The 23,201-nt window shown below is 30.2% G+C and carries 14 protein-coding genes; 13 read left to right on the top strand and 1 reads right to left on the bottom strand.

Annotated features, from left to right (window positions below; genetic code table 4):
* Window positions 1-326: 326 nt before the first annotated feature.
* The 8 genes from KW512_RS01535 to KW512_RS01500 all read left to right on the top strand — a co-directional run bounded on the left by KW512_RS01535 (window position 327) and on the right by KW512_RS01500 (window position 11,972).
* Window positions 327-728, top strand: a complete 402-nt coding sequence (locus KW512_RS01535) for a hypothetical protein (RefSeq protein ID WP_258841738.1) — start codon at window positions 327-329, stop codon at window positions 726-728.
* Window positions 729-777: 49 nt separating this feature from the next.
* A complete protein-coding gene (locus tag KW512_RS01530) occupies window positions 778-2,490 on the top strand; it encodes a putative immunoglobulin-blocking virulence protein (RefSeq protein WP_309509543.1) in 1,713 nt (570 codons plus the stop codon).
* A gap of 23 nt (window positions 2,491-2,513) precedes the next feature.
* Entirely contained in the window at window positions 2,514-4,982 is a 2,469-nt protein-coding gene (gene mip / locus KW512_RS01525; RefSeq protein WP_258841737.1) for an Ig-specific serine endopeptidase MIP, read from the top strand.
* 853 nt (window positions 4,983-5,835) lie between these two features.
* On the top strand, window positions 5,836-7,716 hold the full coding sequence (locus KW512_RS01520; RefSeq protein WP_258841736.1) for an AAA family ATPase: 1,881 nt from the start codon (window positions 5,836-5,838) through the stop codon (window positions 7,714-7,716).
* Entirely contained in the window at window positions 7,703-8,011 is a 309-nt protein-coding gene (locus KW512_RS01515) for a hypothetical protein (RefSeq protein WP_258841735.1), read from the top strand. The genes KW512_RS01520 and KW512_RS01515 overlap by 14 nt, the downstream gene beginning before the upstream one ends.
* Window positions 8,012-8,041: 30 nt before the next feature.
* The gene (locus tag KW512_RS01510) at window positions 8,042-8,479 is read left to right on the top strand and encodes a hypothetical protein (RefSeq protein ID WP_258841734.1); all 438 of its coding nucleotides are present in this window, start codon (window positions 8,042-8,044) and stop codon (window positions 8,477-8,479) included.
* A gap of 540 nt (window positions 8,480-9,019) precedes the next feature.
* The gene (locus tag KW512_RS01505) at window positions 9,020-10,525 is read left to right on the top strand and encodes a hypothetical protein (protein WP_258841733.1); all 1,506 of its coding nucleotides are present in this window, start codon (window positions 9,020-9,022) and stop codon (window positions 10,523-10,525) included.
* 1 nt (window position 10,526) lies between these two features.
* Window positions 10,527-11,972 (top strand): hypothetical protein, encoded by a 1,446-nt coding sequence (locus KW512_RS01500; protein WP_258841732.1) that lies wholly within the window; start codon window positions 10,527-10,529, stop codon window positions 11,970-11,972.
* A gap of 333 nt (window positions 11,973-12,305) precedes the next feature.
* Here KW512_RS01500 and KW512_RS01495 read toward each other — a convergent pair whose 3' ends face one another.
* Complete coding sequence (locus tag KW512_RS01495; RefSeq protein ID WP_258841731.1) at window positions 12,306-13,139, bottom strand: hypothetical protein; 834 nt, start codon at window positions 13,137-13,139, stop codon at window positions 12,306-12,308.
* A 313-nt stretch (window positions 13,140-13,452) separates the two neighbouring features.
* Here KW512_RS01495 and KW512_RS01490 point away from each other — a divergent pair, with 313 nt between their 5' ends.
* From KW512_RS01490 to KW512_RS01470, 5 genes are all read left to right on the top strand, one after another.
* A complete protein-coding gene (locus KW512_RS01490; protein ID WP_258841730.1) occupies window positions 13,453-13,872 on the top strand; it encodes a hypothetical protein in 420 nt (139 codons plus the stop codon).
* 289 nt (window positions 13,873-14,161) lie between these two features.
* Window positions 14,162-14,659 (top strand): 50S ribosomal protein L10, encoded by a 498-nt coding sequence (gene rplJ, locus KW512_RS01485; RefSeq protein WP_258841820.1) that lies wholly within the window; start codon window positions 14,162-14,164, stop codon window positions 14,657-14,659.
* Between the two features lie 12 nt (window positions 14,660-14,671).
* A complete protein-coding gene (rplL, locus tag KW512_RS01480) occupies window positions 14,672-15,037 on the top strand; it encodes a 50S ribosomal protein L7/L12 (protein ID WP_010320971.1) in 366 nt (121 codons plus the stop codon).
* A gap of 195 nt (window positions 15,038-15,232) precedes the next feature.
* Window positions 15,233-18,895 (top strand): DNA-directed RNA polymerase subunit beta, encoded by a 3,663-nt coding sequence (locus KW512_RS01475; RefSeq protein ID WP_258841729.1) that lies wholly within the window; start codon window positions 15,233-15,235, stop codon window positions 18,893-18,895.
* Window positions 18,896-18,962: 67 nt separating this feature from the next.
* Window positions 18,963-23,198: a DNA-directed RNA polymerase subunit beta' gene (locus tag KW512_RS01470; RefSeq protein ID WP_258841728.1), complete on the top strand. Its 4,236-nt coding sequence runs from the start codon at window positions 18,963-18,965 to the stop codon at window positions 23,196-23,198.
* Window positions 23,199-23,201: the final 3 nt, after the last annotated feature.

Here is a 23,201-nt window from a genome sequence, read left to right as displayed (position 1 = left end):
TAGTTTAAAATTTTTATTATATATCTAAATTTTCTATAAAAAATCACATTTTAAAAAAGAGGTTGGATATTAATTTATACTAAGTCCCCCTTTTTAAAATTTTCCATTTTAAAATATCACTACGAGGTGTTTCTTAAACTCAAAAAAATATAATGAAAATTATTAATTTGACTGTTTTTTGGCAAAAATAATTAAATTAATAATAAAAAGGCGATTAAAACTACATAAACTAACAAATTCAAAATTTGTAGTACATTTTTTATTTTTAAAAAATAAAAAATTTGTATAATTATTATATCCTATATGAAAAGTAATAAGGAGGAAATATGCAAATTTATGTTCCAAGAAGAAGAAAATTAATAATTTTAGCCGCATCCGCTATGGTTTTAGTTGGTGGTTCTTTTGCTAGTTCCTTAGCTAATAATTTTATTAGCTCCAGTAATGAAATTCACTATAGTTCTTCGACCCCTTCAATTGTAAATAAAAATAATCCAAATGATTTAACTTATGTCTCACCGGTCGTTAATTCTGATTTTAAACCACAAGAAAATAACCAACCGAAAGTGGATTTAGTTAAACCAAAAGAAGAAACACCCAAACCGATAATTAAACAAGAAACTCCTAAAGTTCAAACAAAAATAAAAGAGCCGGTAGTTATAACCAAAATAGAAACTCCAGTTCAAAGACCTTCAACTCCACGTCGCTCTCTCTCTCTCTCTCTCTCCTAGGAAACCTGCAGAGGTTTCAACCCCACATACGCAAACTAGATCACCAGTAATTGTTCAAAATTCATCGCCAGTTCCAACAACTCGTCAAAACCCGGTTCCAGGAGTTTCTCAGTCAAGAATTCAGTATGCTCTTGAAAGATATAGAAAAGCTCTTGCTAACGAAATTAAAACTATTGAATTTCGAGTTTCAAACTTGCAAGCTGAAGTTAATGAAATCGAGCGTTCCTATAAAGAAGATTTTGAAAAAGATCATATTCGCGGTAAAATTCCTAAAACTGAGGCTGGAAAACACCTCTGAAAAGAAGCCTACCAAAGAAGAATTGATCTTCCTAGATATAATTTAAATCGTGAAAAAAATTATTTAGAATATTTAAAAAACCTTCCAGAAAAAACTTCCCTTACTTTGGAAGAGCTAAAATCACTTAGACAAGGTTTGGTTCCTTCACTTGATACGATTCATGCTTGAGAATATGAAGATGAAAGTAAAAATCCAACTTTAAATAGACTAAAAAAACATAACCAAAGTCGTACTTTTAATACTCCAAGTTGGTATTCTTTAAGTCCGTGGAATATTTCTAATGGCGAATTTCCCGGTTGGTCAAAATCAGATGTAAGTTCAACTTTTTCTTCAGAAATTGGCAGTTTTACTAATTCAATTAAGGTTTATGAATACAGTCCTAATTCAGAAAATGAAGATAAAAATCGCCAACCTTTAAAATTAATTCAGCTTGATGCTAATGATAATAATGCTTTTGAGAAATTTCAAGAAATTATGGCAAAAATTTCGCAAAAGGACGGCAAAGTTCAAGCTATAAGAATAAAAAATATTGGTGAAGCTAACTCGCTTCAAAATGCTTCAAGCATTCTTGAAGCCATTCCTAGTCAAATTAATACAGTTTCAGTATTTTTAAATAATATAAATGCCACAAAGTCCTTACGTGGTCTTGAAAATAAAAAATTAAAAGAACTGTCAATTTATACAGAAATTAATTCGGTAAGTGATGAATGAAGTATTAATCCTAATGGTCTAAAAAATGTTGATTTTATTAGTTTTGACTATAATAATCAAGCAACTTTTGATCAATCTCAAGGTAAAATTGGTGGTTCAATAGTTTTTTCAGGTCTAAGATGAGAAAAAGGTGACACTGTTGAAAAAATTAACGAGGGTCTCTCGATAGTTTTTGACTCAAAAATTAATCAGCGAGTGTTCCAAGGAAACTTTGGTGGAAAAGGTGGCTGACCAACCACACTTGATTTTTCAGAAACAGATGTAAATACTTTTAAAGGGATAAAATTTGCTGAATTTGATAAAACTTTTAACGAAAAAGTTAAAAATTGGGAAGATGATCCTTATGCTCAGGAAAATTACACTGGCTTTAGAAAATTAAAGTTCACCAAGTTAATAATTAAAGGTTCAAATTCTAATGGGGCTAACAGTCTAAACTTTAAATTTTCTGATCTTGATGGTGCCCAATTTACTGAAAGATTTTCTGAATCTGTCCCTGGAAGTAGTCCAAGAGTTGATGTGAAAATTGATGGGCGTCAAATTAATTCTTACCCTGTTTATATTTCTGGATCACCAACAGGCGATTCAGTTGAGCAACTACGAAAATTCATTAGCGTTGCAAATGCTTCAGGAAACAATATAAGTCAAATTTTTGTAGAAACTGAAGAAGCAAAAAGTAAAATTGGCTCAACAATTGGAACAGCACAAGTTCTTGTTGGTCGCCAAAGTAGCTCAAGTTCTTCTGGACTTGTCTAATTTAATTTTTTTGGTGGTGAAATATGAAAAAAAATAATTTTTTAGTAAAAAACAAAGCACTTTTTTTACTTTTTGGACTTGGTTTAAGTAGTTTTGTTTTTTATTCATGTACAACTAACAATGAAACTAAAGTTGAACAGCCAAAAAAAGATCCAAAACCAGGGGGCGGCGGTCAATCAAATACTGAAACTCAACAGCCTAAATTTGATGAAAATGCCAAAAAAAGTTTTGAAGACAAAATAAATTCTGCTTATTCTACTTTTGAAGCTAGTTCTTCACAGACTTCATACCAAAATTTGACCAAAACTCTTGATGAAGTTAAGTCTTCATTATCTCAATTATTTCAAAATGAAGATTTAGAAAAAAAACAAATTGACTGAGATAGTGCTAAAAAAACTTTGGATTTTCAGCTTGAAAAAACTGGCTACCAAACTGATAATTTAACTAAATTAATAATTGGATCTTTTTTAGATATTCTAAAACCAATTGAAAAAACAAGAGAATTACCACAGCAAAGTCAGCCCGAAATTCCCGAAGATCGAGTTAATAAATATTATGAACAATTAAATGCTGTTGCCCCAAAAGGTCAAAATTGAGCAATTGTAAAAGATGGAAAACGAACTGTTGAAGATCAATATAAATACGATTTTCCTGATAATGAATGAAGATATTACCTCGAAAAATACGGTGGTGGCGGAGCTAAAGTTCTTGGACTTGATGACCCTGATGGACTTAGTGATTATCCACTTGGCAATACCAAAAAAGTCTCTTCAAATTTAAAATCATCTTTAGATCAAAAAGCTAAAAATGTAAATCAACCTTTATATGATAATGCTTCTCAGCGAACTTTTGTCTTACCAAAATATGATAATTCTGGAAAAATAACAGGAATTGATATTCCCGAACATCATAAAGGTGATACATCCCCGGCAATTCACCTTGATCCTCAAAGCGGACAAGTTTTAAGAGGTGGACCTGGAAGAGTTGGTTTGCCACGGATTTTACCAAACCAAGAGTATAAAAAATTAACAAAAAGTGCAATTTCTGTTGCTTTTAGAAATGGTCAATTTTTAAGAACTCACAATGGAAAAGAGGGTGAGCCTGATTATTTACCCCCTAATGAAATAGTTCATTTTAATAATATGCACAGAGGAACTCTAAATATTATTGACTATAAAAAAGAAGATGGCAATAAATATCCTCTGACTTGGTATTTTATTACAAATGCACACGTTTTAAATCGACTTCAAGTTGCAAATGACTATCATAAAGATAAAATTTATGGCCGTGATGATGATGCTTATAACACTCATAACCGTCAATATAACACATGAAGTTTGGTTTTTACAAAAATTAAAGATTCTGTTAGCCTAAATAATATAATGCCAACAACTGCTGAACCTCGCCACCAAAATTATTATGATACAGTCAATCTTACCGTGCGAACAAAAGGAACAAATATTCATAATGCCGGAAAAACACTTGATAGTTCCAATAATTTTGCCGTAAATGATGAAAAACTTGATAGTCAAACAATTCCCGAAAATGCTGAACTAAATGTTAGAACAATTGTCTTTGGTTCAAATGTTTTTGACAAAAAACTAGGCGACTTTACAAATCAAGAAAAATACAAAAATATGGAAGAATTGCTTGATTTTGCAATTATGGAAGTTACCTTTGACAACGAAGACCAAGCAAAAATAATCACAAAAGACTGGTATGATGACCATAAAGACCAAAAAACCAAAGACAAATCAACAGCAATTACTTCTGATGCTGACTTTTTAAAAGATGAACAATATGACAAACTACCAGCAAATCAGTTTTATGGTCTAGGTTTTCCACTTACAGAAGCAGAAACAAGTCAAACTTTAAATGAATTCAAAAATAAAAATGCTTGAGAAACAAGAAAACATAGCGTTAGTCCTTATGTAAATAAAGATAATGGTCTCTATTTTAATCAAGATCCATCTAACCAACAGTTACAAAATGGTGGCGATCTTTCTTGATCAAGATCTTATCGTTCATTCATGAACAAGCCTGGTTTGACTGATATTTTTATTGCAATGCCTTATGTAAGTAATGGTTTTATTAAAATTACTAAATTTGATCCGGCAAAAAATGTATTTAGTCATACTCCTTATTTATTTTGAGGTTTAGGCACTTTGCTTGATAATTTCACTGGTGGGGGAGGAATGTCAGGAACTGGAATATATAAAGATAATAAACTATATTCATTAGTTTTTGCAACTGATCCGCGCGCTTCAACTGCTGTTAGTTTAAATTTAAGATCATATGGAAATGACTATAAAGGTTATTATGGACAGTACAATTTGCCAAAATACGACCTAATTTATGGCTCAAAACACCAACGAAAATCATATTTTCAAGCAATGCAACAACTTTATAAAGATAAAGGAATTAAAACTTATCTCTTTCCAAATGGCTTTGATGACTCACAAAAAGTTGATGTTTTTGGCGACTGAAATTAGTTAAAATAGCAAAAAAAAACTTTTATTGACAGTTTTAGTTGCTGAACCCGAGTTTCCCAGTTTGATGAAATAATCTTAAAAAAGTGTCTGATTTTTTTGGGCACTTTTTTAACTTTTTTGGTAAACTCAGGAATAATAACTATCAAAGCAAAAACACTAAATTTTAAATCTAACACTCATGAAAGAAAAATACAACTACTATTTAAACTCAATGCAAATAGAAAACTCATTTTTATTTAAATTGAGCCTAAAAAAACATATGAAGTTTTGAAAGAACAATAATCAAAAGCCTTAAATTTGAAGATTTCTAAACGGTTAAATTTAAGGCATTCCATCATATTTAAAAATATAATGGATAATTCGCATTTTGTGATTTTTTTATGGCAAAAACATAACTAATTCCCCCTTAATTCAATATCAAAATTTATTAATTATTCTTAGTGAACTTTATTATAACATAAATTTTTTTTAGACCAAACATTTTTTGTAAAAGGTTAATTTTAAGATAATAAAGATTAAGGTTTTAGGTCAAAAAACATGGATTTTACAGGTATTTTTGCGTATTTGTGTTCACTAAAAAGTAAATTTTCACCATTAAACTAGCAAACTTAGGTTTGCGGCTGAAATTAGTCAAAATAGTGGAAAAAGCATTTATCGGCATTTTTAATTGTTAAAAATTTATGCTATAATTTTCCTAGGATAATTTTTTTGCAAATAACCCTAAAATTTACAGGGTTGCATAGAACGTAAAACAATAGAAAAAACCAGAGTCGGGTTTTTTCTATTGTTTTAATTTATAAAAAAAACATAAATTAATATTATTTTATAATCAAACTTAATAACTAACGGAATTATGGCTAGAAAAACAGAAAAACAAAAAACACAAAATATTGCAGAAAAACTCACAGAAGAACAACAAAATGTTGTTAATTTAGCATTAAAAGGTGAAAATATCCTGGTTGATGCTTGTATTGGAAGTGGAAAAACATCAGTAATTCAAGTTCTCTGTGACAAATTTCCTATTGATAAAAAAATTTTGTACTTAACTTACAATAAACTATTAAAAGTTGAAGCTAAAAACAAGATTAAAAACAAAAATGTTAAGGTACAAAACTACCATGGATTTGCATACCGATTTTTGTGAGAAAAAGGTATTAGTTCTTCTTCAGCAGATTCAATTAAAATATTTTTAAGAAATAACATTTCTGTTGGCGCTTATGATGTTCTACTAATTGATGAATATCAAGATATTACTGAAGAAATATCTTTGTTATTGGAAAGAATAAAAGAAAAAAATCCTAATATACAAATTGTTGCTGTTGGAGATATTAATCAAAAAATTTACGATAAAACAAAATTAAATGTCACTGATTTTATTGATAAATTTTTAGGATCATACAGAAAAATTAGCTTAACATTTTCGTTTAGAATGCCAAAAGAACATGCTGATATGTTGGGCAGAATTTGAGATAAAACAATTAATGGAGTAAACGAAAATTGTCAAATCGAATATATGGAAATGGAAGAAATTCAAGAATTTTTGGCTACACAAAAACCCGCTGATATCTTATGTTTGGGCTACCGTTCAGGCAAAATGACAGAACTATTAAATTATCTTGAAGAAAATCATAGTGATATTTTTAATAAAAAAACTGTTTTTGCTTCTATAAGAGAAAGAGACGCAAATTTGTCTCCCAAAAAAAATTCAGCTATTTTTACAACATACGATAGCTCAAAAGGATTGGAAAAACCTATTTGTGTTGTTTTTGATTTTGATTTACTATATTGACAAATCCGCTTACAGCAAATTACAGCAAATTATGAAATTGTAAAAAACATATTTTGTGTAGCAGCAAGTAGAGGAAAAGAAAAAATCATCTTTTTAAAACCAGAATTTCCAAACCTGCCATTAAATGAAGTAATTATCAAACAATCTAAATATTTAGAGAAATGATCCGAAGATTCGTTTGCAATGTCTACAATGTTTGATCACAAGTATGAAGAAGATATTGAGTATATGTTGCAAATGCTTGATATAAAAAAAATTAATACAGAAGATAAAAGTGAAATAAAAGTAAAAACAAAAGATGCATTAATTGATCTTACACCATGTGTTGGTATTTTTCTTGAAGCATCTTATTTCAATGATTGACAAATAGATAAAGAAATTAGGCATTTTATTGAAGTCAAATATGACCATTCAGAAAAACAACAAAAAAAACAGTTAAAAGAATATGAAAATTACATCAAAGAAAGAAATTCAATAAAAGATTTAACACTCTATCTTGTTTATTTGCAAACAGACCAAGAAAGATATATTAAACAAACGCAGCCCGATTTTGTTGATGATAATGCTGTTGATCAAATGCATAAAAGATTATCAAAAGTGCTTGGAAAAGACGAGATAATTCAACAAAAATGCTGGTTGGAATTTAGTGATGATGATCTTAAAATAATAGTCGAAGGAATAGCTGATGTTATCAAGGATGATATAGTTTATGAACTTAAATTTGTTAGCGATTTAACAACTGCTCATTTTTTACAAACTGCTTCATATATGCTAGCCTTAAAAAAGGAAAAAGGTATATTGTGAAATATTAGAAATAATCAAATGCACGAAATTAGAATTAAAAATCGAGAAGAATTCAGCGAAAAACTTGCACAAACAATTTCAAAAGGAGTTTATAAACCTAAAAGTCAAAGAGAATTTGAGGAATCAGATGGAAGCAATTAAAAAGGAAAAAATTACTAACGTCAATAAAAACATTGCTGTAATTGATGTTGAAACAAACTATGAAAATGAAGTTTTTTCCGTTGGAGTTGTAATTGCTGATAGTGCTGATTTTCAATGATTTGATAAAGAATATTGAATAATAGAAAACAATTTAAAAGTAGGTGGAATGTATGCCCGTAATATTTGAGCTTCTCTTCCCTTTGAATTTAGAGAAGAAATTAATGTTGTTAAAACACGCCAAGAAATGATTGCTCAACTAATTCATTTCTTGAAATTTTATGAAGTAAAAAATTAGTTTTCATATACAAAATTTGATTTTAGACATTTGCCTGAATTGCACAAATCATTCGAGCATAACGATATTTCTATATTCGATAAAAGCAAGCAATTTAACAAACATATCCCATTAAACGCAGAAACAACTAAAAATGGTGATTTAAAAAGAGGGTGAAACGCAGAAAATATATACAGAATGCTAACCAAAGATCAAAGTTATGTTGAAACACATAATGCCTTGCTTGATGCAATGGACGAATTACGAATTATGGAATTATTAGACTTAGATATTAAAACATTTCTAAATCCAGATAATAATAAAGAAAAAACGACTAGTCCAAAAAAAATTAATTTGACAAAAGCGAGTTTGAACAAAAAAAACACTCTTAAAAGTACAAAAAATACAAAAAGTGGAACAACTGCAAAAACTGCAAAAACTGTAAAAAATACAAAAACTACAAAAAGTAAGAATTTAATTTTAAATTAATAGACTAGATTTACCGGTATTTTTGCATATTTGTATTCACTAAAAAGTGAATTTTTACCATCAAACCTGGAAACTCAAGATATAAATAAAACACTTTTGCAAAAATTTTTGTTGTAAAAGTGTTTTTATATTTATTTATCATAAATCTAAGTTTTTCTATTAAAATTATAATTTTGTATTTTAATTTTAGTTTTTCTGCTAAAAGCCATTTAAAATTGTTATAATTTATATTATAGATAATTTATTTCCCATTCATAGTTCAGTTTTTAGTGAAAATATAGATATTTATTCTCAACCGGTTTATTCTTTTGCTTCATTGCAACTAAGAAAAATACATTATTTAGCCATTAAAATTTAATTTTGCAAAGAAAAGAGGGAGGATTTTGGCAAGACATTAAATTAAACTCTGGAAAATCAGAAAAATCAAATGTAGAATTAATAAGATATACAGCTGAAAAAACAGGAATTTATCGGTTAGTTGTTAAAAAAATAAATCCTCTTTGTTTAAAAATTCGATAGATGATGATTTGGCGGTTTCACATGTCATTCAATAAGAAAAAATATTTATTTTTAGCACCTTTAATTGTTTTACCGTGGATTATTCCAGCTATAATTTTTGCGCTTCAAAATAGAAACAACAATTTTGAAGCAAAAATTTCAAATCCTGGCAATAATAATTTGTTCAATATAAGCATAAACGATAATGAAAATTTAAAATCTAAAATTTCTCCCAATAATGATTTGTTCACTATAAGCGTAAAGGACAGTGAAGCTTTAAAATCCAACATTTTTTCCTATTATGATTTAACACGAATGGATAAAAAAAAGACTATTTGGCTTAAAAATAGTGAATGAATGCCGATTTTTTTGAACGACAATGAAAAAATTCAAGAAATAATCAAAAAATATCTATATTTTGAAAGTGACAATTTTAAAACTTACAACGACAAAGAATTCGATAAATTGTCTACTTTTTTCTCCAAAGAGTATGACAAAGCTACTACTGAAGGTGACAACTTCCAAAAATTAAGAGCAAATTGAAGTTTTGTTGATTACGAAAAAATATTTACTAAAAAATTTTTTATTATCGATGGTCTTAATCAGTATAAGGAATTTTTTAAAGAATCCGATCTTAAAGAACCATTTTTAAAATACGAAAACGATAATGAATTTTTTGCTAAAAATTTATTTTTTGCATATATTGCCGGGAAAAGATTAACTAACCCGTTACTTATAAATGAAAAGTATTTGCCCACTAATTTGTTCCCCATTAAATTTCTAGCTTATAAAAATCATAATTTTATTATTTCACTACCAGAACAACTTTTTAATTATAAAGATGTAAGCAAAAATAGGAGTGGTATCCCAGAATCAGAGGATTGATTTGAGATTTATTTTAAATTTTATCTAAAAGACAATTTTCAAAAAACAAACGATTTATCAACTATAAAATTAAATAAAATTCAGGATTTATATTTGTACAACTTGCTAGATAAAACATCGCCAGAATTTGCGACTTTTTTAGATCTAATGAATAAAAAAGAGAAAATTTTAGCCCGTAATAATTTGAAGATAACCACATTATATGGCGCCAAAAATGAACAGTATTCAAAAAATGAACCCAAAACAGAAATTTTTTCAAATTTTGACGATGTAAAACAACTTATTTATAATAAAAATTTATCCAAAAACCTTGAATGAGAAGAAGCATTTCACCTCTCCAATTTATTTATTCCTGGCAAAAATACTCATGAACCTGAAAAATTTAATAAATTCATTCTCAAGTCTCAAAATGTAGATGAAATTTTTCTTGATGAAGTTTTTTATTCAGAAGTTGATAAAAACTCAGGCAAAATTACGCTCTATTCTTTAAACTACAAAACAATTTTTCCAAAAACCTTAAAAAATATTGAAAAATTAAATTATAAAAATTTACTAATGTTTGAAAAAATTGATTTTGGGGATATAAATATTAAAAATGTCGAGTTAAAAACAGTAAATTCACTCGAAGAATTTAATAATATATACAAAAAAATACAAGGCTAGCATGGATTTCAAAAAATATAAAAAAATTTTTCTATTAGGATTTATATTAACTAATTTAGGTGCCGCTGCTGCACTTTCGGTTGCTTTGGTTCTTAATAATAACAAATTTTTTAGTGTCTCAGACACTAAAAAAATAACTGATCTTAATAAACTTTTATGACTAAACAACCCATATTGACATAACATTTTGAAAAAACAACCCCAAAAATTAGATTTATTAATTCAAAAATACCCCCTATTTGAAGACTATTGATTTGATAATTCACGTGACAATATCGCTTTAAGAAAATTGTCTGGGTTCGTTTATTCTGAGAGCGCCAAAAACAAAGACACAATGGAATTTGATGTTATTTGGGATCAAGGACAACTAAAAGACAAGAAAATTGCAGATAATTTCATTGTCTTAGATAATAAACATGATTTCTTATCTTTTATTTCTAAATTAAAAATTGAAAAACTAAGTAAAAGAATTTTGTCAACTCCTGATTTTTTTGAGAAAAAATCAGTTATTATTTATATACGACCTGAGGATATTGCTGATGACTCATCGTTTAATTCAAAATCAAAAATAACATCATTAAACCCTAATCATATTTTCCAAAATAATCAAAATGATGGAAAAACAAGTATTATTTCTTTTGATTCGAAATTTAAAAATTTTTTTCACTCAGGAATAGAGTACAGATACACCGGTCCACAAAGAGTAAGGACGCCAAAAGTAATTACAGGAATAAAGAAACCAAGAGTAATCGTTCCTAGAGTCCCTCTGCGTCCAAATACAACAATTACAGATTTTGATATTTTTTATAAAATTATAGATAAGTCAAACAAACATGTTTTTGACCGTAGTTTAGATATTCATATTAAAAATATCGAAGATCTTGTACTTTACAATAAAATTATTCGCCATAAAGAATCAAATGAGTTTAGGAAATTTCTTTTAAAAAAGCAAGAAATTTTTAAGAAAAACCCTTTTCAACTCACTCGTTTATATGCTATGCAGGAGTTAAATCCATCAAACCAAAATACTGAAGAAGACCAAATTTTTTCTACATTAGAACAGACAAAAAAATTCATTACTAATAATTTGCAATTAAAAAACTGGGATTGGGGCGATGCTTTTCACCCTTCAAATTTGTTCACTTATAAGGATAATAATTCTGAAGAATTTAATAAATTCATACTTAAAAAACAAAATCCAAAAATTATTTTTGACGATCAGATTTTATATTGGCAAATAGAGAAAGGTACAATTAAAATTTATACCTTTAATTATAAAGACTTGTTTCCTAATTTTGCCGTTGAACCTGATAATTTTATAATAAAAGATCTCCAAAAATATGAAAAAATAGATATTGGAAATACTGATATTAAAAAGATAGAGTACATAAAAGTCAAAACATTAGAGGAATTTGACTCATTGTATAATCAAATAACAACAGCTTAATTTGAGTTTTGACAAAATCATTAAAAAACCGCCAATATTTATCATATTTTGGCGGTTTTTTTATTAAGACAAATTCTATGGACTACGAGAACAAGAATAAAATTTAGATATTTTAATTAAATCAAACGATATTTTGCTGGTCCAATTATTAGTTGTAATTATAAATTTCTGGAATAAATTTAGACTATCAGGACTGAAACACAAGGCAGCAACATATCTCAACTAAGCAACCCTAACAGTCAAATCTAATGAAGCAAAGTTGCAAATATTAGAGACTTTTTGTTCAAAATCTCCAAGTTAAAAAGATGAAATTTAAAAAACTTATCTAAAATTTTAAGAAAAGGTAGATGTAAACTTTATATTATCAAGACTATCAATTTTATTTTTATCAATTAAAAGAACATAACTTTTAAACCAATCATAGTAGCCTACTACTGGAACAATCACAGCTCTTTTGCGGTAGTCTTCGAATTTCCATTTTAATTCTATTGTTTTTGTATTTTCATTAAAATTAAAATCAACAAGATTTAGCCCTTTTGCTCTTCGGTCACCTCAATAACCAGAAAGTTCACTAACATAATTATTTAAAATGATTGCATCTTTGTTTGATAAATCAATTGTTTCACTTAGATCATTAACCTGTTTTTCATCAAGAATTTCAACACTATGTCTATTAGTTGTTGAGAATGATTTTTGCTTATTAGGTATAGTTAAGTCAACAAGATCTTGTGTATTTTTAACTAAATAACTGTTATATAATTGCTTATTATTTTCACTTTCCTGGTTTTTCTTTTTAAATAAAAACTGATTTTTATTAACATAATCTTTATAAATAAATACATACTCATCTCTAAAATCATTAAAACTCAATGATTTTTTAGAGCCTGTTTTTGTTTTTCATTCTTCATTTTTTGTTTTTCATTCTTCATCAGTTAATTTATTGATATTATCTATAAAAAAACGAGGATAGTCACCTTCAAATGTTAAAACATTCTTTTTATCATTTCAAAATTGATATGTACTTATTTTTGCCAACTGTTGTTGATTTTGTAGATCATAAAGATAAATCAAGTATCCACCGACACCAACTAAAATTGAGCTTTGAATTCAAAATCAGGTTCCAAGTGAGAGAAAAGTTCAAAAATTTCCTTTACTATTTTTTGACATAAATTATAACCACCTCAGGAAATTGTTTTTATTTTGTGAATCCATAATTAATTATAACATTACTTATAAAATAAAGGGAAATTTACTGAAAATATACACTTTTATATCAAAAAATTTAAAAAGTTCAATTTTTTGAATTTTTATTCAAATTTTATTTGGAGCAACAAACATTTGCGCCTTAAAATTTACAACATTTTTAAAGTATAAATTACAGAACAACAAAAACTTAAAATTTAAAAATAAATTTATAGGTTTTAAACAAGAATAGACTATAATTTATTATATTATGAAAATTAGTAAAACAAGAAAACCTGTGGACAATTTGAAAAATTTAGTTTTTTTGTCACTAGTAATGCGTCTTATTAAATTTGTATTGGGTACTACTTTATTTTTCATATTTGTTATTCCTTCCATTAGCGCATGATTTTCAACTCGCGATTCATTTATTGTTGGTTCTGAACTCATAGTAGCTATGCTTATTTGAATTTTTGTTACTATTGTAAGCCGAGTTTTAACGATTGCTTATATCATAAAAGTAAGCTTCCCTAACAAAATTTTTATGAATATAGAACCAAATTCGCCAAAATCACTAAAACTTTCAGTAATTAAAATTACAGCAATTATTGGTTTTTTCATACCATTGTTGGATGTATTTTCGATGGTGATGTTTTTATTTTTTGCCCGCAACTACAAAAAAGAATCACTAGACAATGCCACTCCAAAAATTGCATAAGTCACATTAATAGTTTAAAAAATTAAAAATTACACTTCTCTAAGAAATCAATACCAAACATTAAAACGTTTTTATGGCGGCTTTAGTGTTTGGTATTAGTTTGAAATAGCGATTGTTCTAAAGTCAAAAAACCCATTATTAATTTTTTTTACTAATTTACTTGGAAATTTTTTTCTTTCTGGTATAATTTTTAAGGCAATACATAGAGATAATAACTGTCAGAATGACTTAATTTGTTGTTTGAATGTATTTTCAAAGTATTGCTCCTAAAACAGAAAGGAGTCTAGATTTGAACGCTTTTCGCCAAAAAAAGGCAGAAATAATTACTGAAATTAGAGATTTGCTCGAGAAATCTTCTTCTTTAGCAATTGCTGAATATCGCGGACTTTCAGTTGCTGAATTAGAAAGTTTGCGTCATGAACTAAAGAAATCAGGTGTTTTTACTAGAATTTATAAAAATCGACTTTTCAAAATTGCAGCAGATGAACTCGGTTTTTCTAATCTAAAATCAGAATTAGTGGGTCCAAATTTATTTGCTTTTGGTCTAGAAGACCCAATTGCACCCGCTAAAATTATTACAAAAGTCGCAAAAGATCAACCTTTATTAATATTAAAAGGTGGGATTTACGAAAAAAGTGTTGTTACAGCGCAAGAAAATACTGCTATTGCTGCACTTCCAAATTACACTGAAGCAATTACAATGCTTGCTTCTTCTCTTCAAGCCCCACTGAAACAATTGGCTTTTGGACTTAAATTATTAATAGATGAACAAAAAATAACTGCATAAAAAAGGAAAAAAATGGCTAAAATTACTAAAGAACAATTCATCGAGTCATTGAAAGAAATGACAATTAAAGAAGTAATGGAATTTGTTGATGCTCTTAAAGAAGAATTTGGGGTAGATCCTTCTGCTGTTGCTGTTGCAGCTGCTCCAGAAGCTGCCGCTGAAGTAAAATCTGAAGTTAAATTAACACTAAAAGCAGCCGGACAACAAAAAGTTGCTGTTATAAAAGTTATTAAAGATATGCTTGGATTAAGTTTGATGGATGCTAAAAAACTTGTTGATGCAGCACCTTCTGTCATAAAAGAAGCAATAAAACCTGAAGAAGCTGAGGAATACAAAGCTAAATTAGTAGAAGCCGGAGCTGAAGTTTCTATTGATTAATATTTCAAAAAATTAATTTTAAAAAGCAAAAATGGTGTTCTAAACGCCTTTTTTGTTATTTTTACTTTACTAAAATAAAATATTTTTTTAATATTTTATTAATTTTTTTGAAATTTTGTATAAAAACGCTTTGATTTTTTTGCTTTTTAAATATAATATATAACCTAAACAAAAAAGGGGAAAAAGGGGTGAGTCATGAACCAATTATTTAAATTAAAATCTTATGGCATAGGAACCCAGCGCCGTTTTTACGGAAAGACAAATAATACACTAGAAACGCCAGATTTCTTAGATTCCTTGCGTGAATCTTTTGACTGGTTTTTAAGCACTGGAATTGCACAAGCATTTGATAAAATTTTTCCAATTGTTTCGTCAAACGGTAAATTGGAAATTAAATTTCGTCCTGATTCAATTAGAGTTGAAAAACCTGAAAATGAATATTTAGCAATCCGTGAAGCTAAAATTAAAGGTAAAACTTATGCTGCTAGAGTTTATGTTACTTTAGTGAAAATTCAAGTTGAAGATGGTGAAATGGAAGAGCAAGAAATTTTACTTTCTGAATTTCCATTTATGACTCAAGGCGGAACTTTTATTATAAATGGCTTTGAAAAAGTTATTGTTTCACAATTAATTCGTTCTCCAGGTGTTTGTTTTCGTGAAAATGTTCGAAATCGACAAGCTGATGACCTTTTTAACAAGGTCGAAATTATTCCGCAACTTGGTTCATGAATGGAAATTTTCCACAAAGTTACTGGAAACCAAGTTGACACAGTTAAGTTTCGTGTTGATAAACATAAAAACATCCCTTTAATGGCGTTTTTAAAAAGTCTTGGTTTTACAAACGAAACAATTCGTAAGTATTTTGGAAATTCACCAGAATTACAAGAATCAATTCGCCGTCACAAAATCGACTCAATTGATGAAAATCTTGAGTCAATTTATCGTATTATTCGCAAAGATGACCGTGTTACTGAAGATGGTCTAAAAAACCTAATTCCGTCAATTATTTTCAATGAAAGACGTTATAATCTTTCAGCGACAGGTCGTTACATGTTAAATTCAAAGTTGAATTTAATTGATCGAATCTCTCAGACTTATCTTGCAGAAGATTTAGTAAATAAAGAAGGCGAAATTTTATACCAAAAAGGACTTTACATTAGTCGCTCAATTGCTATTGAAATTCAGGAAAAATTTAATAATTCTGAGTTTGAACTTTCCACAATTGAAGGTGTAGATTCAAGTATTTATGCTCGTCAATTACAAATTAGCCGTAATGAACGTCTTGGCGAAAGAATTTATGTTGCAATTGTAAAAGTTTGACCAAACAAAAAAGCGATGATTCAAGAAACTGAACCTGTAAGCGTAATTGCAACAGATCCAAGTTTGACCGAAACCACCTTAGTTTTATCAGATATAATCGCGATTGTTTCATATTACTTTAATTTACTACACAATTTAGGGAAAAATGACGATCCTGATTCATTAATTAATAAAAGAATCGTTAGTGTCGGTGAACTTTTACAAAATCAGTTTTTAATTGCCCTTACTAAAATTGAAAAAAACAGTAAGGAGAGAATTTCTTCAAAATCTGATTTGTCACAGCTAACCGTAAAATCAATTATCAACAACAAACCGATTTATAATCAGTTTAAAAATTTCTTTAATTCCTCAAAATTATCACAATTTATGGATCAAATTAATCCTTTAGGAGAAACTGCCAATAAAAGACGGGTAACTTCACTTGGTCCAGGTGGTTTAAATCGTGATACTGCCCAATTTGAGGTTCGGGATGTTCATGCAACTCATTATGGTCGTATTTGTCCTGTTGAGACTCCTGAAGGACAAAATATCGGTCTAATTCTTAACTTTTCAGTTTTTTCACGCACAAATAAATATGGTTTTATAATGACTCCTTATTATAAAGTCACAAACCGTGTTGTTGATTTTAGCAAAGTTCACTGACTAACTGCGGCCGAAGAATTTGGTCTTAGTTTCGCTCAGTCTTCAATCGAAATTGACGAAAATAACAACATTATTGCTGATAAATTAACAGTTCGTAAAAATCAAACATATCTTGTTCTTGATGCAAATCAAGTCGATTATATCGACGTTTCTTCAATGCAAATGACATCAATTTCGGCTTCAGCAATTCCTTTCTTGGAAAATAACGATGCTAACCGTGCACTTATGGGTTCAAACATGCAACGTCAAGCCGTTCCATTAATTAAACCAGAGGCACCACTAGTTGCAACAGGGATTGAAGCAGATATTGCCCGTTTTTCAGCCACAAATATTCGTGCCCTTGAAGATGGAAAAGTTATTTTTGTTGATGCAAAAAAAATCGTTGTTAACTCCGAAAATTCGACAAAAACCTATTTTTTACGGGCTTTTGAAAAATCAAACCAAGAAACATTAATTTTACAAAAACCAACTGTAAAAGTCGGCGACTTTGTTAAAAAAGGCCAACTCATCTGTGATGGTCCATCAACCGAAAATGGTGAATTGGCACTTGGTAAAAATGTGCTTGTTGCTTTTAGTACTTGATATGGTTACAACTACGAAGATGCGATCATTATTAGTGAAAAGCTCGTAAAAGACGACGTTTTTACTTCAATTCACATTCAAGAACAGACAATAAAATTCCGTTCATCTAAGGCAGGAAATGACATTCTAACCGCTGAAGTGCCAAATGCTTCGGCCAGATCACGTGCTCATCTTGATGCAAACGGGATTGTAATTGTTGGTTCAGAGGTTGATACTGGTGATATTTTAGTCGGAAGAACTTCGCCAAAAGGAGAAGACAACCCAACCGCCGAAGAAAAATTAATGGCTGCAATTTGAGGTAAAAAAGCACTGGCACAAAAAGATACTTCACTCCGGGTAAAAAACGGTGAAGGTGGAACTGTAATTGATGTCCAAATTCTTTCACGAGATCAAGGTGATAATCTTGAAGAAGGTGTAGGAATGCTTGTCAAAATTTTGATCGCCCAAAAAAGAAAAATAAAAGTGGGCGACAAAATGGCTGGACGCCACGGAAATAAAGGTGTTGTTTCTGTTGTTCTTCCGGTTGAAGACATGCCATTTTTAGAAGACGGAACACCTATTGACATTGTTTTAAATCCCCAAGGTGTGCCATCACGTATGAATATCGGTCAAGTTTTAGAACTTCATCTTGGTATGGCGGCAAAAAAACTTGATACAAAATTTGTTACCCCAGTTTTTGATGGTATCAAAATTGACACCATTCAAGATTTATTTAAAGAAGCCAACATTCCTCAGTCAGGAAAATTTAAATTAATTGACGGAATTACAGGTCAACCTTTTGAAAATCCAGTTTCAGTTGGCTACATGTACATGCTTAAATTGCAACACATGGTTGACGATAAAATGCACGCAAGATCAATTGGGCCTTATTCTTTAACAACCCAACAGCCCTTAGGTGGAAAATCACAAAATGGTGGACAAAGATTCGGTGAAATGGAAACTTGAGCGCTTGAGTCATTTGGAGCTGCCTCTGTTTTATCAGAACTTTTAACCTATAAATCTGATAATATTCAAGGTCGAAATTTACTTTATAATAATATAATTTCCGGTGGTCAAATTCCGCGGCCAGGAACACCTGAGTCATTCAATGTTTTGGCTTACGAACTTCGTGGACTTTTAATTAAATTGGAAGTTCACAAAAAACATCTATTTGATGAGCCAGAAGTTGAGACAACAAATAATCTTGAATTTGCCGAAATTCCATCTGAAATTATTGACGAATATAATGATGAATTTCCCGGTGAAGGACGTCGTCAAATTGACTATAGCGACGATCAGTATGACTTTGATGAAGAAAACATCGATTTTGACTAATTGAGGGAATAATTCACTTTTTTAACTAAAAGCAAATTATGCCTATTTTTAAAGGAGAATTTAAAAAATGAACACAAAGGTTTCTCGCCAGTATGCAAAAATTTACGAAAATTCAATCGAAAAAATTTCCCTTGCACTTGCAACCCCTCAAGATGTCCTTGACTGATCTCGCGGTGAAGTAACCCGTCCTGAGACAATTAATTACAAAACTTTCAAACCTGAAAGAGGCGGACTTTTTGATGAGTTAATTTTTGGTCCACTTGTTGATTTTAAATGTTCCATTTGTGGACGAAAATATCGTAAAGCAAACGAAAATCAACTGTGTATTGCCACAAAAGAGTGCCAAATTTCAAAATCACAAATAATGTCAAAATTATCCCGTCGTTATGCAATGGGTCATATTGCGCTTAATACGCCGATTTTGCACTTTTGATTTTTCAAAATCGATCACTCAATTGTTGCCAAACTTTTAGGACTAAAAGTTTATGAAGGTGATAAATTAACTTCCAATATTTCAAAAACAGCCTTAGAACAACTTATTTATTATAAATCACACATCGTTCTTGAAACTGGTGGTCTAAAATCACTGCAAAAAAATAAAATAATTGACATTTCCGAAGCTGGTTTAATTTACAAAAATGCACTTGTAGAAATTCTTGAAACCTATAGACCTGGCACTGAAGAATATGAAGCAGTTGCTGAGGCTCTTTCTGAATTAACTGATCTTGCCTCAAGCAAAATAGGCCGTGAATACGGGATAGATTATTATGAGCTTAATGAAGTAATTCAAGAATTTTCAGATGCTCGAATTGCAACTGGAACTGAAGCAATTGAGTATTTGCTTGACAAATTAGACTTACAAGCTGAAAAAAAACAAGTTGAAGCTGAACTTGCAGTTTTACAAAAACAATCTCACCAAAACAAAAAAGTTGTTATAAAAAACCAAAAGCGCGACAAACTCTATAAAAGATTGCAAGTAATTAACGCTTTTATTAATTCAGGTCAAGATCCTAAATCAATGATTATTAAAAATCTTCCGGTAATTCCGGCCGATTTAAGACCACTGGTTCAACTTGATGGTTCTCGTCATTCAACAAGTGATTGCAATGAACTTTATCGTCGAATCATAATTCGAAATAACCGTTTAAAAAGATGAAAAGAAGCCGAAGCACCCGTAATTATCATTCAAAATGAGATGAGAATGCTTCAAGAAGCAATTGATGCCTTAATTGACAATCAGAAAAAAACAACTAACCAAGTAACAACAAAAGAAAACCGTCCGCTCAAGTCAATTTCTGATTCACTTACCGGAAAAAAAGGAAGATTTCGTCAAAACTTACTTGGAAAACGTGTTGACTATTCAGGTCGTTCTGTTATTGTTGTTGGTCCAAAACTAAAAATGCACCAAGCTGGTCTACCACGGAAAATGGCCGCTGTTCTTTTTGAACCTTGAATTATCCGTAATTTAATTCAAGAAAAAAAAGTTGGCTCAATTAAGTCAGCCCGTAAAATGATTGAAGAAGAAAATCCAATTATCTGACCTCATGTTGCAAAGGTTATTAAAACTAGACCGATAATTCTTAACCGTGCCCCAACCTTGCACCGACTTTCAATTCAAGCTTTTGAACCAGTTTTAGTTCGAGCAAAAGCAATCCAACTTCATCCACTAGTTACTGCCGGATTTAATGCTGACTTTGACGGTGACCAAATGGCTGTACACATTCCAATTTCACCTGAAGCTGTTCGTGAAACTAGAGAATTAATGTTTGCTGATAAAAACATTTTAGGGCCAAAAGATGGTGAGCCAATCGTTAATCCTTCTCAAGACATGGTGCTTGGACTTTATTATTTATCCCAAGAAAAAGCTGGCGCAAAAGGTGAGGGATCATTCTTTTCATCTTATGATGAAATGCTAAAAGCCTATGAATTTCGATCTGTAGAACTTCATGCAAGAGTTGTTTTACCTTTTGAGTCAGTCAAACCTTTGGTTGGAAAAAATTCACGTGGACACATAATTTCAACTGTTGGTAAATTTATTTTAAATAATATTTTCCCCGAAAATTTCCCATTTATTTTTGACCACAATGTTGATGAATTAGAACTAAATTATCCTAGGCAAATTAAAAAATATGTCTTGCCTTATGGTACAAATTTCCGTCAGTACATTCAAAATTTAGAAATTAATGAACCTTTAAACAAAAAAGCAATTGCAAAAATTGTAAGACAAATTTTTGACACATATGACGGTGTTCTTGCAAAAGAAGATATTGCCAATGTTATTGACCAGTTAGACTTTGAAAATTACCATGACTGTATTTTAATTTACGAAAAACTTCGTGATTATAAAGGGGAAAAATTACCAATTTCTCACCTTGCAAAACTTTCAGAATTCACAATTTTTGAGTTTAGTCAGTTATTTAAACGTCAACAGCAAGCCGGAAGAGCCGAGATTTACCGTGTTTTTGAAGATCACGAAAAAGTTGACCTTCTAGAAAAAATTTGATTTAAGTACAACAACATGGTTTCTTCAATTCTTGATAAAATTAAAGACCTTGGATTTCACTACTCAACAATTTCAGGAACCTCAATTGCAATTAGTGACATTAAAGTCGCACCTAAAAAGCATGAATTTATCGCTGAAGGTGAAAAATATATTAGTCAACTTAATAATTTTTTCAATCAAGGTCTAATCACTGATGATGAAAGATATGTTCTAGCGATTGCAAAATGAACCCAAATTAAGAACGAAATTCAAGACGACCTTAATGAATCAATCGTAAATGAAGCGCACAACTCGCTGGTAATGATGATGAAATCTGGAGCTAGAGGAAATATTTCTAACTTCGTTCAACTCGCGGGAATGCGTGGTTTGATGGCTAACAACGTTAAAGCCTTAAAGGTCGATGCTGAAAATGAACGTGTTGTTCGTTCAATTGTTGAAGTTCCAGTTAAGTCATCGTTTGTCGAAGGTCTAACTTCATTTGAATTTTACTCTTCAACTCACGGAGCTAGAAAAGGTCTAACCGATACAGCGCTTAACACTGCAAAATCAGGTTATCTAACGCGAAGACTGGTCGATGTTGCCCAAAACATTGTTGTTGCAGCTGATGACTGTTTTTCAGATTTTGGTTTTGTTGTCAAAGATATAATTGACACTAAAACTAATACAATAATAGTTCCTTTAATTGAAAGAATCGAAGGTCGCTTTTTAAATAAAGATGTCTATGATTCAAAAGGAAATAAAATTGCTAGCGGCGGACAACTTGTTAATCTCCAAATTGCAAAACAAATCGCAAATGCTGGTGTTAAAAAAGTTGAAATTCGTTCAATTTTGTCCTGTCATATCAAAAACAGTGTCTGCAAAAAATGTTACGGAAAAGATTTGGCAACAAACCGTTTAGTTTCAATTGGTGAGGCTGTCGGAATTATCGCTGCCCAGTCAATCGGTGAACCGGGAACTCAATTAACGATGAGAACTTTCCACACCGGTGGGGTTGCTAACGTTGAAGATATTACAGGTGGATTTACCCGTCTAATTGAGCTAATTGACTCCCACGAACACCCTTGAGGACGGCCAGCAAAAATTTCACCTTATTATGGAACAATCACCAAAATTTCTGATCTGTCTGAAAAAAATGCCACAAGCAAAGGGCTTTTAATTACAATTGACTATAAAAATGCTCAGGGTGAAAAAGCCGAACATATGGTCCGTGTTGAGCAAAATCAGAAACTTCGAGTTCAAGTTGGCGACAAAGTTATTCCAGGTCAAAAACTAGTTGAAGGACCAATTATTCTAAAAGAATTATTGGCAATTTCTGATGCTAGAACACTGCAGAACTACCTACTAAAAGAAATTCAAAGAATTTACCGTATGCAAGGAATAACTATTTCTGATAAATATATTGAAATTATTATTCGCCAAATGTTGTCAAAAATTCAAATCACTGACAGCGGAGACTCAAATTTCTTTATTGGATCAATTGTTGATATTTGCGACTATCAAGATGTTAATGGTCAATTAATTTCTGAAGGAAAAAATCCCGCTTTTGGAAACATAATTGTCAAAGGTGCTAAACAAATTCCGTTACTTTCAAACTCATTTTTAGCCGCAGCCAGTTATCAAGAAACATCCAAAATTCTTGTTCATTCAGTTATCTCATCACAAGCTGACAAATTAGAAGGACTTAAAGAAAACATAATTGTCGGCCACAAAATTCCTGCTGGTACTAATTCAAATTATGAACCTAAGTCCAAATTTGACATTCGTGATCCATTCAGTTTTTTCATGAAAACTTCACGCTAAAAG

It is taken from the genome of Mesomycoplasma ovipneumoniae, from assembly GCF_024758565.1.
Lineage (GTDB): Bacteria > Bacillota_I > Bacilli_A > Mycoplasmatales > Metamycoplasmataceae > Mesomycoplasma > Mesomycoplasma ovipneumoniae_B.
Note: the sequence above shows the minus strand (reverse complement) of the source record. Positions and strands in the feature narration are given on the sequence as shown.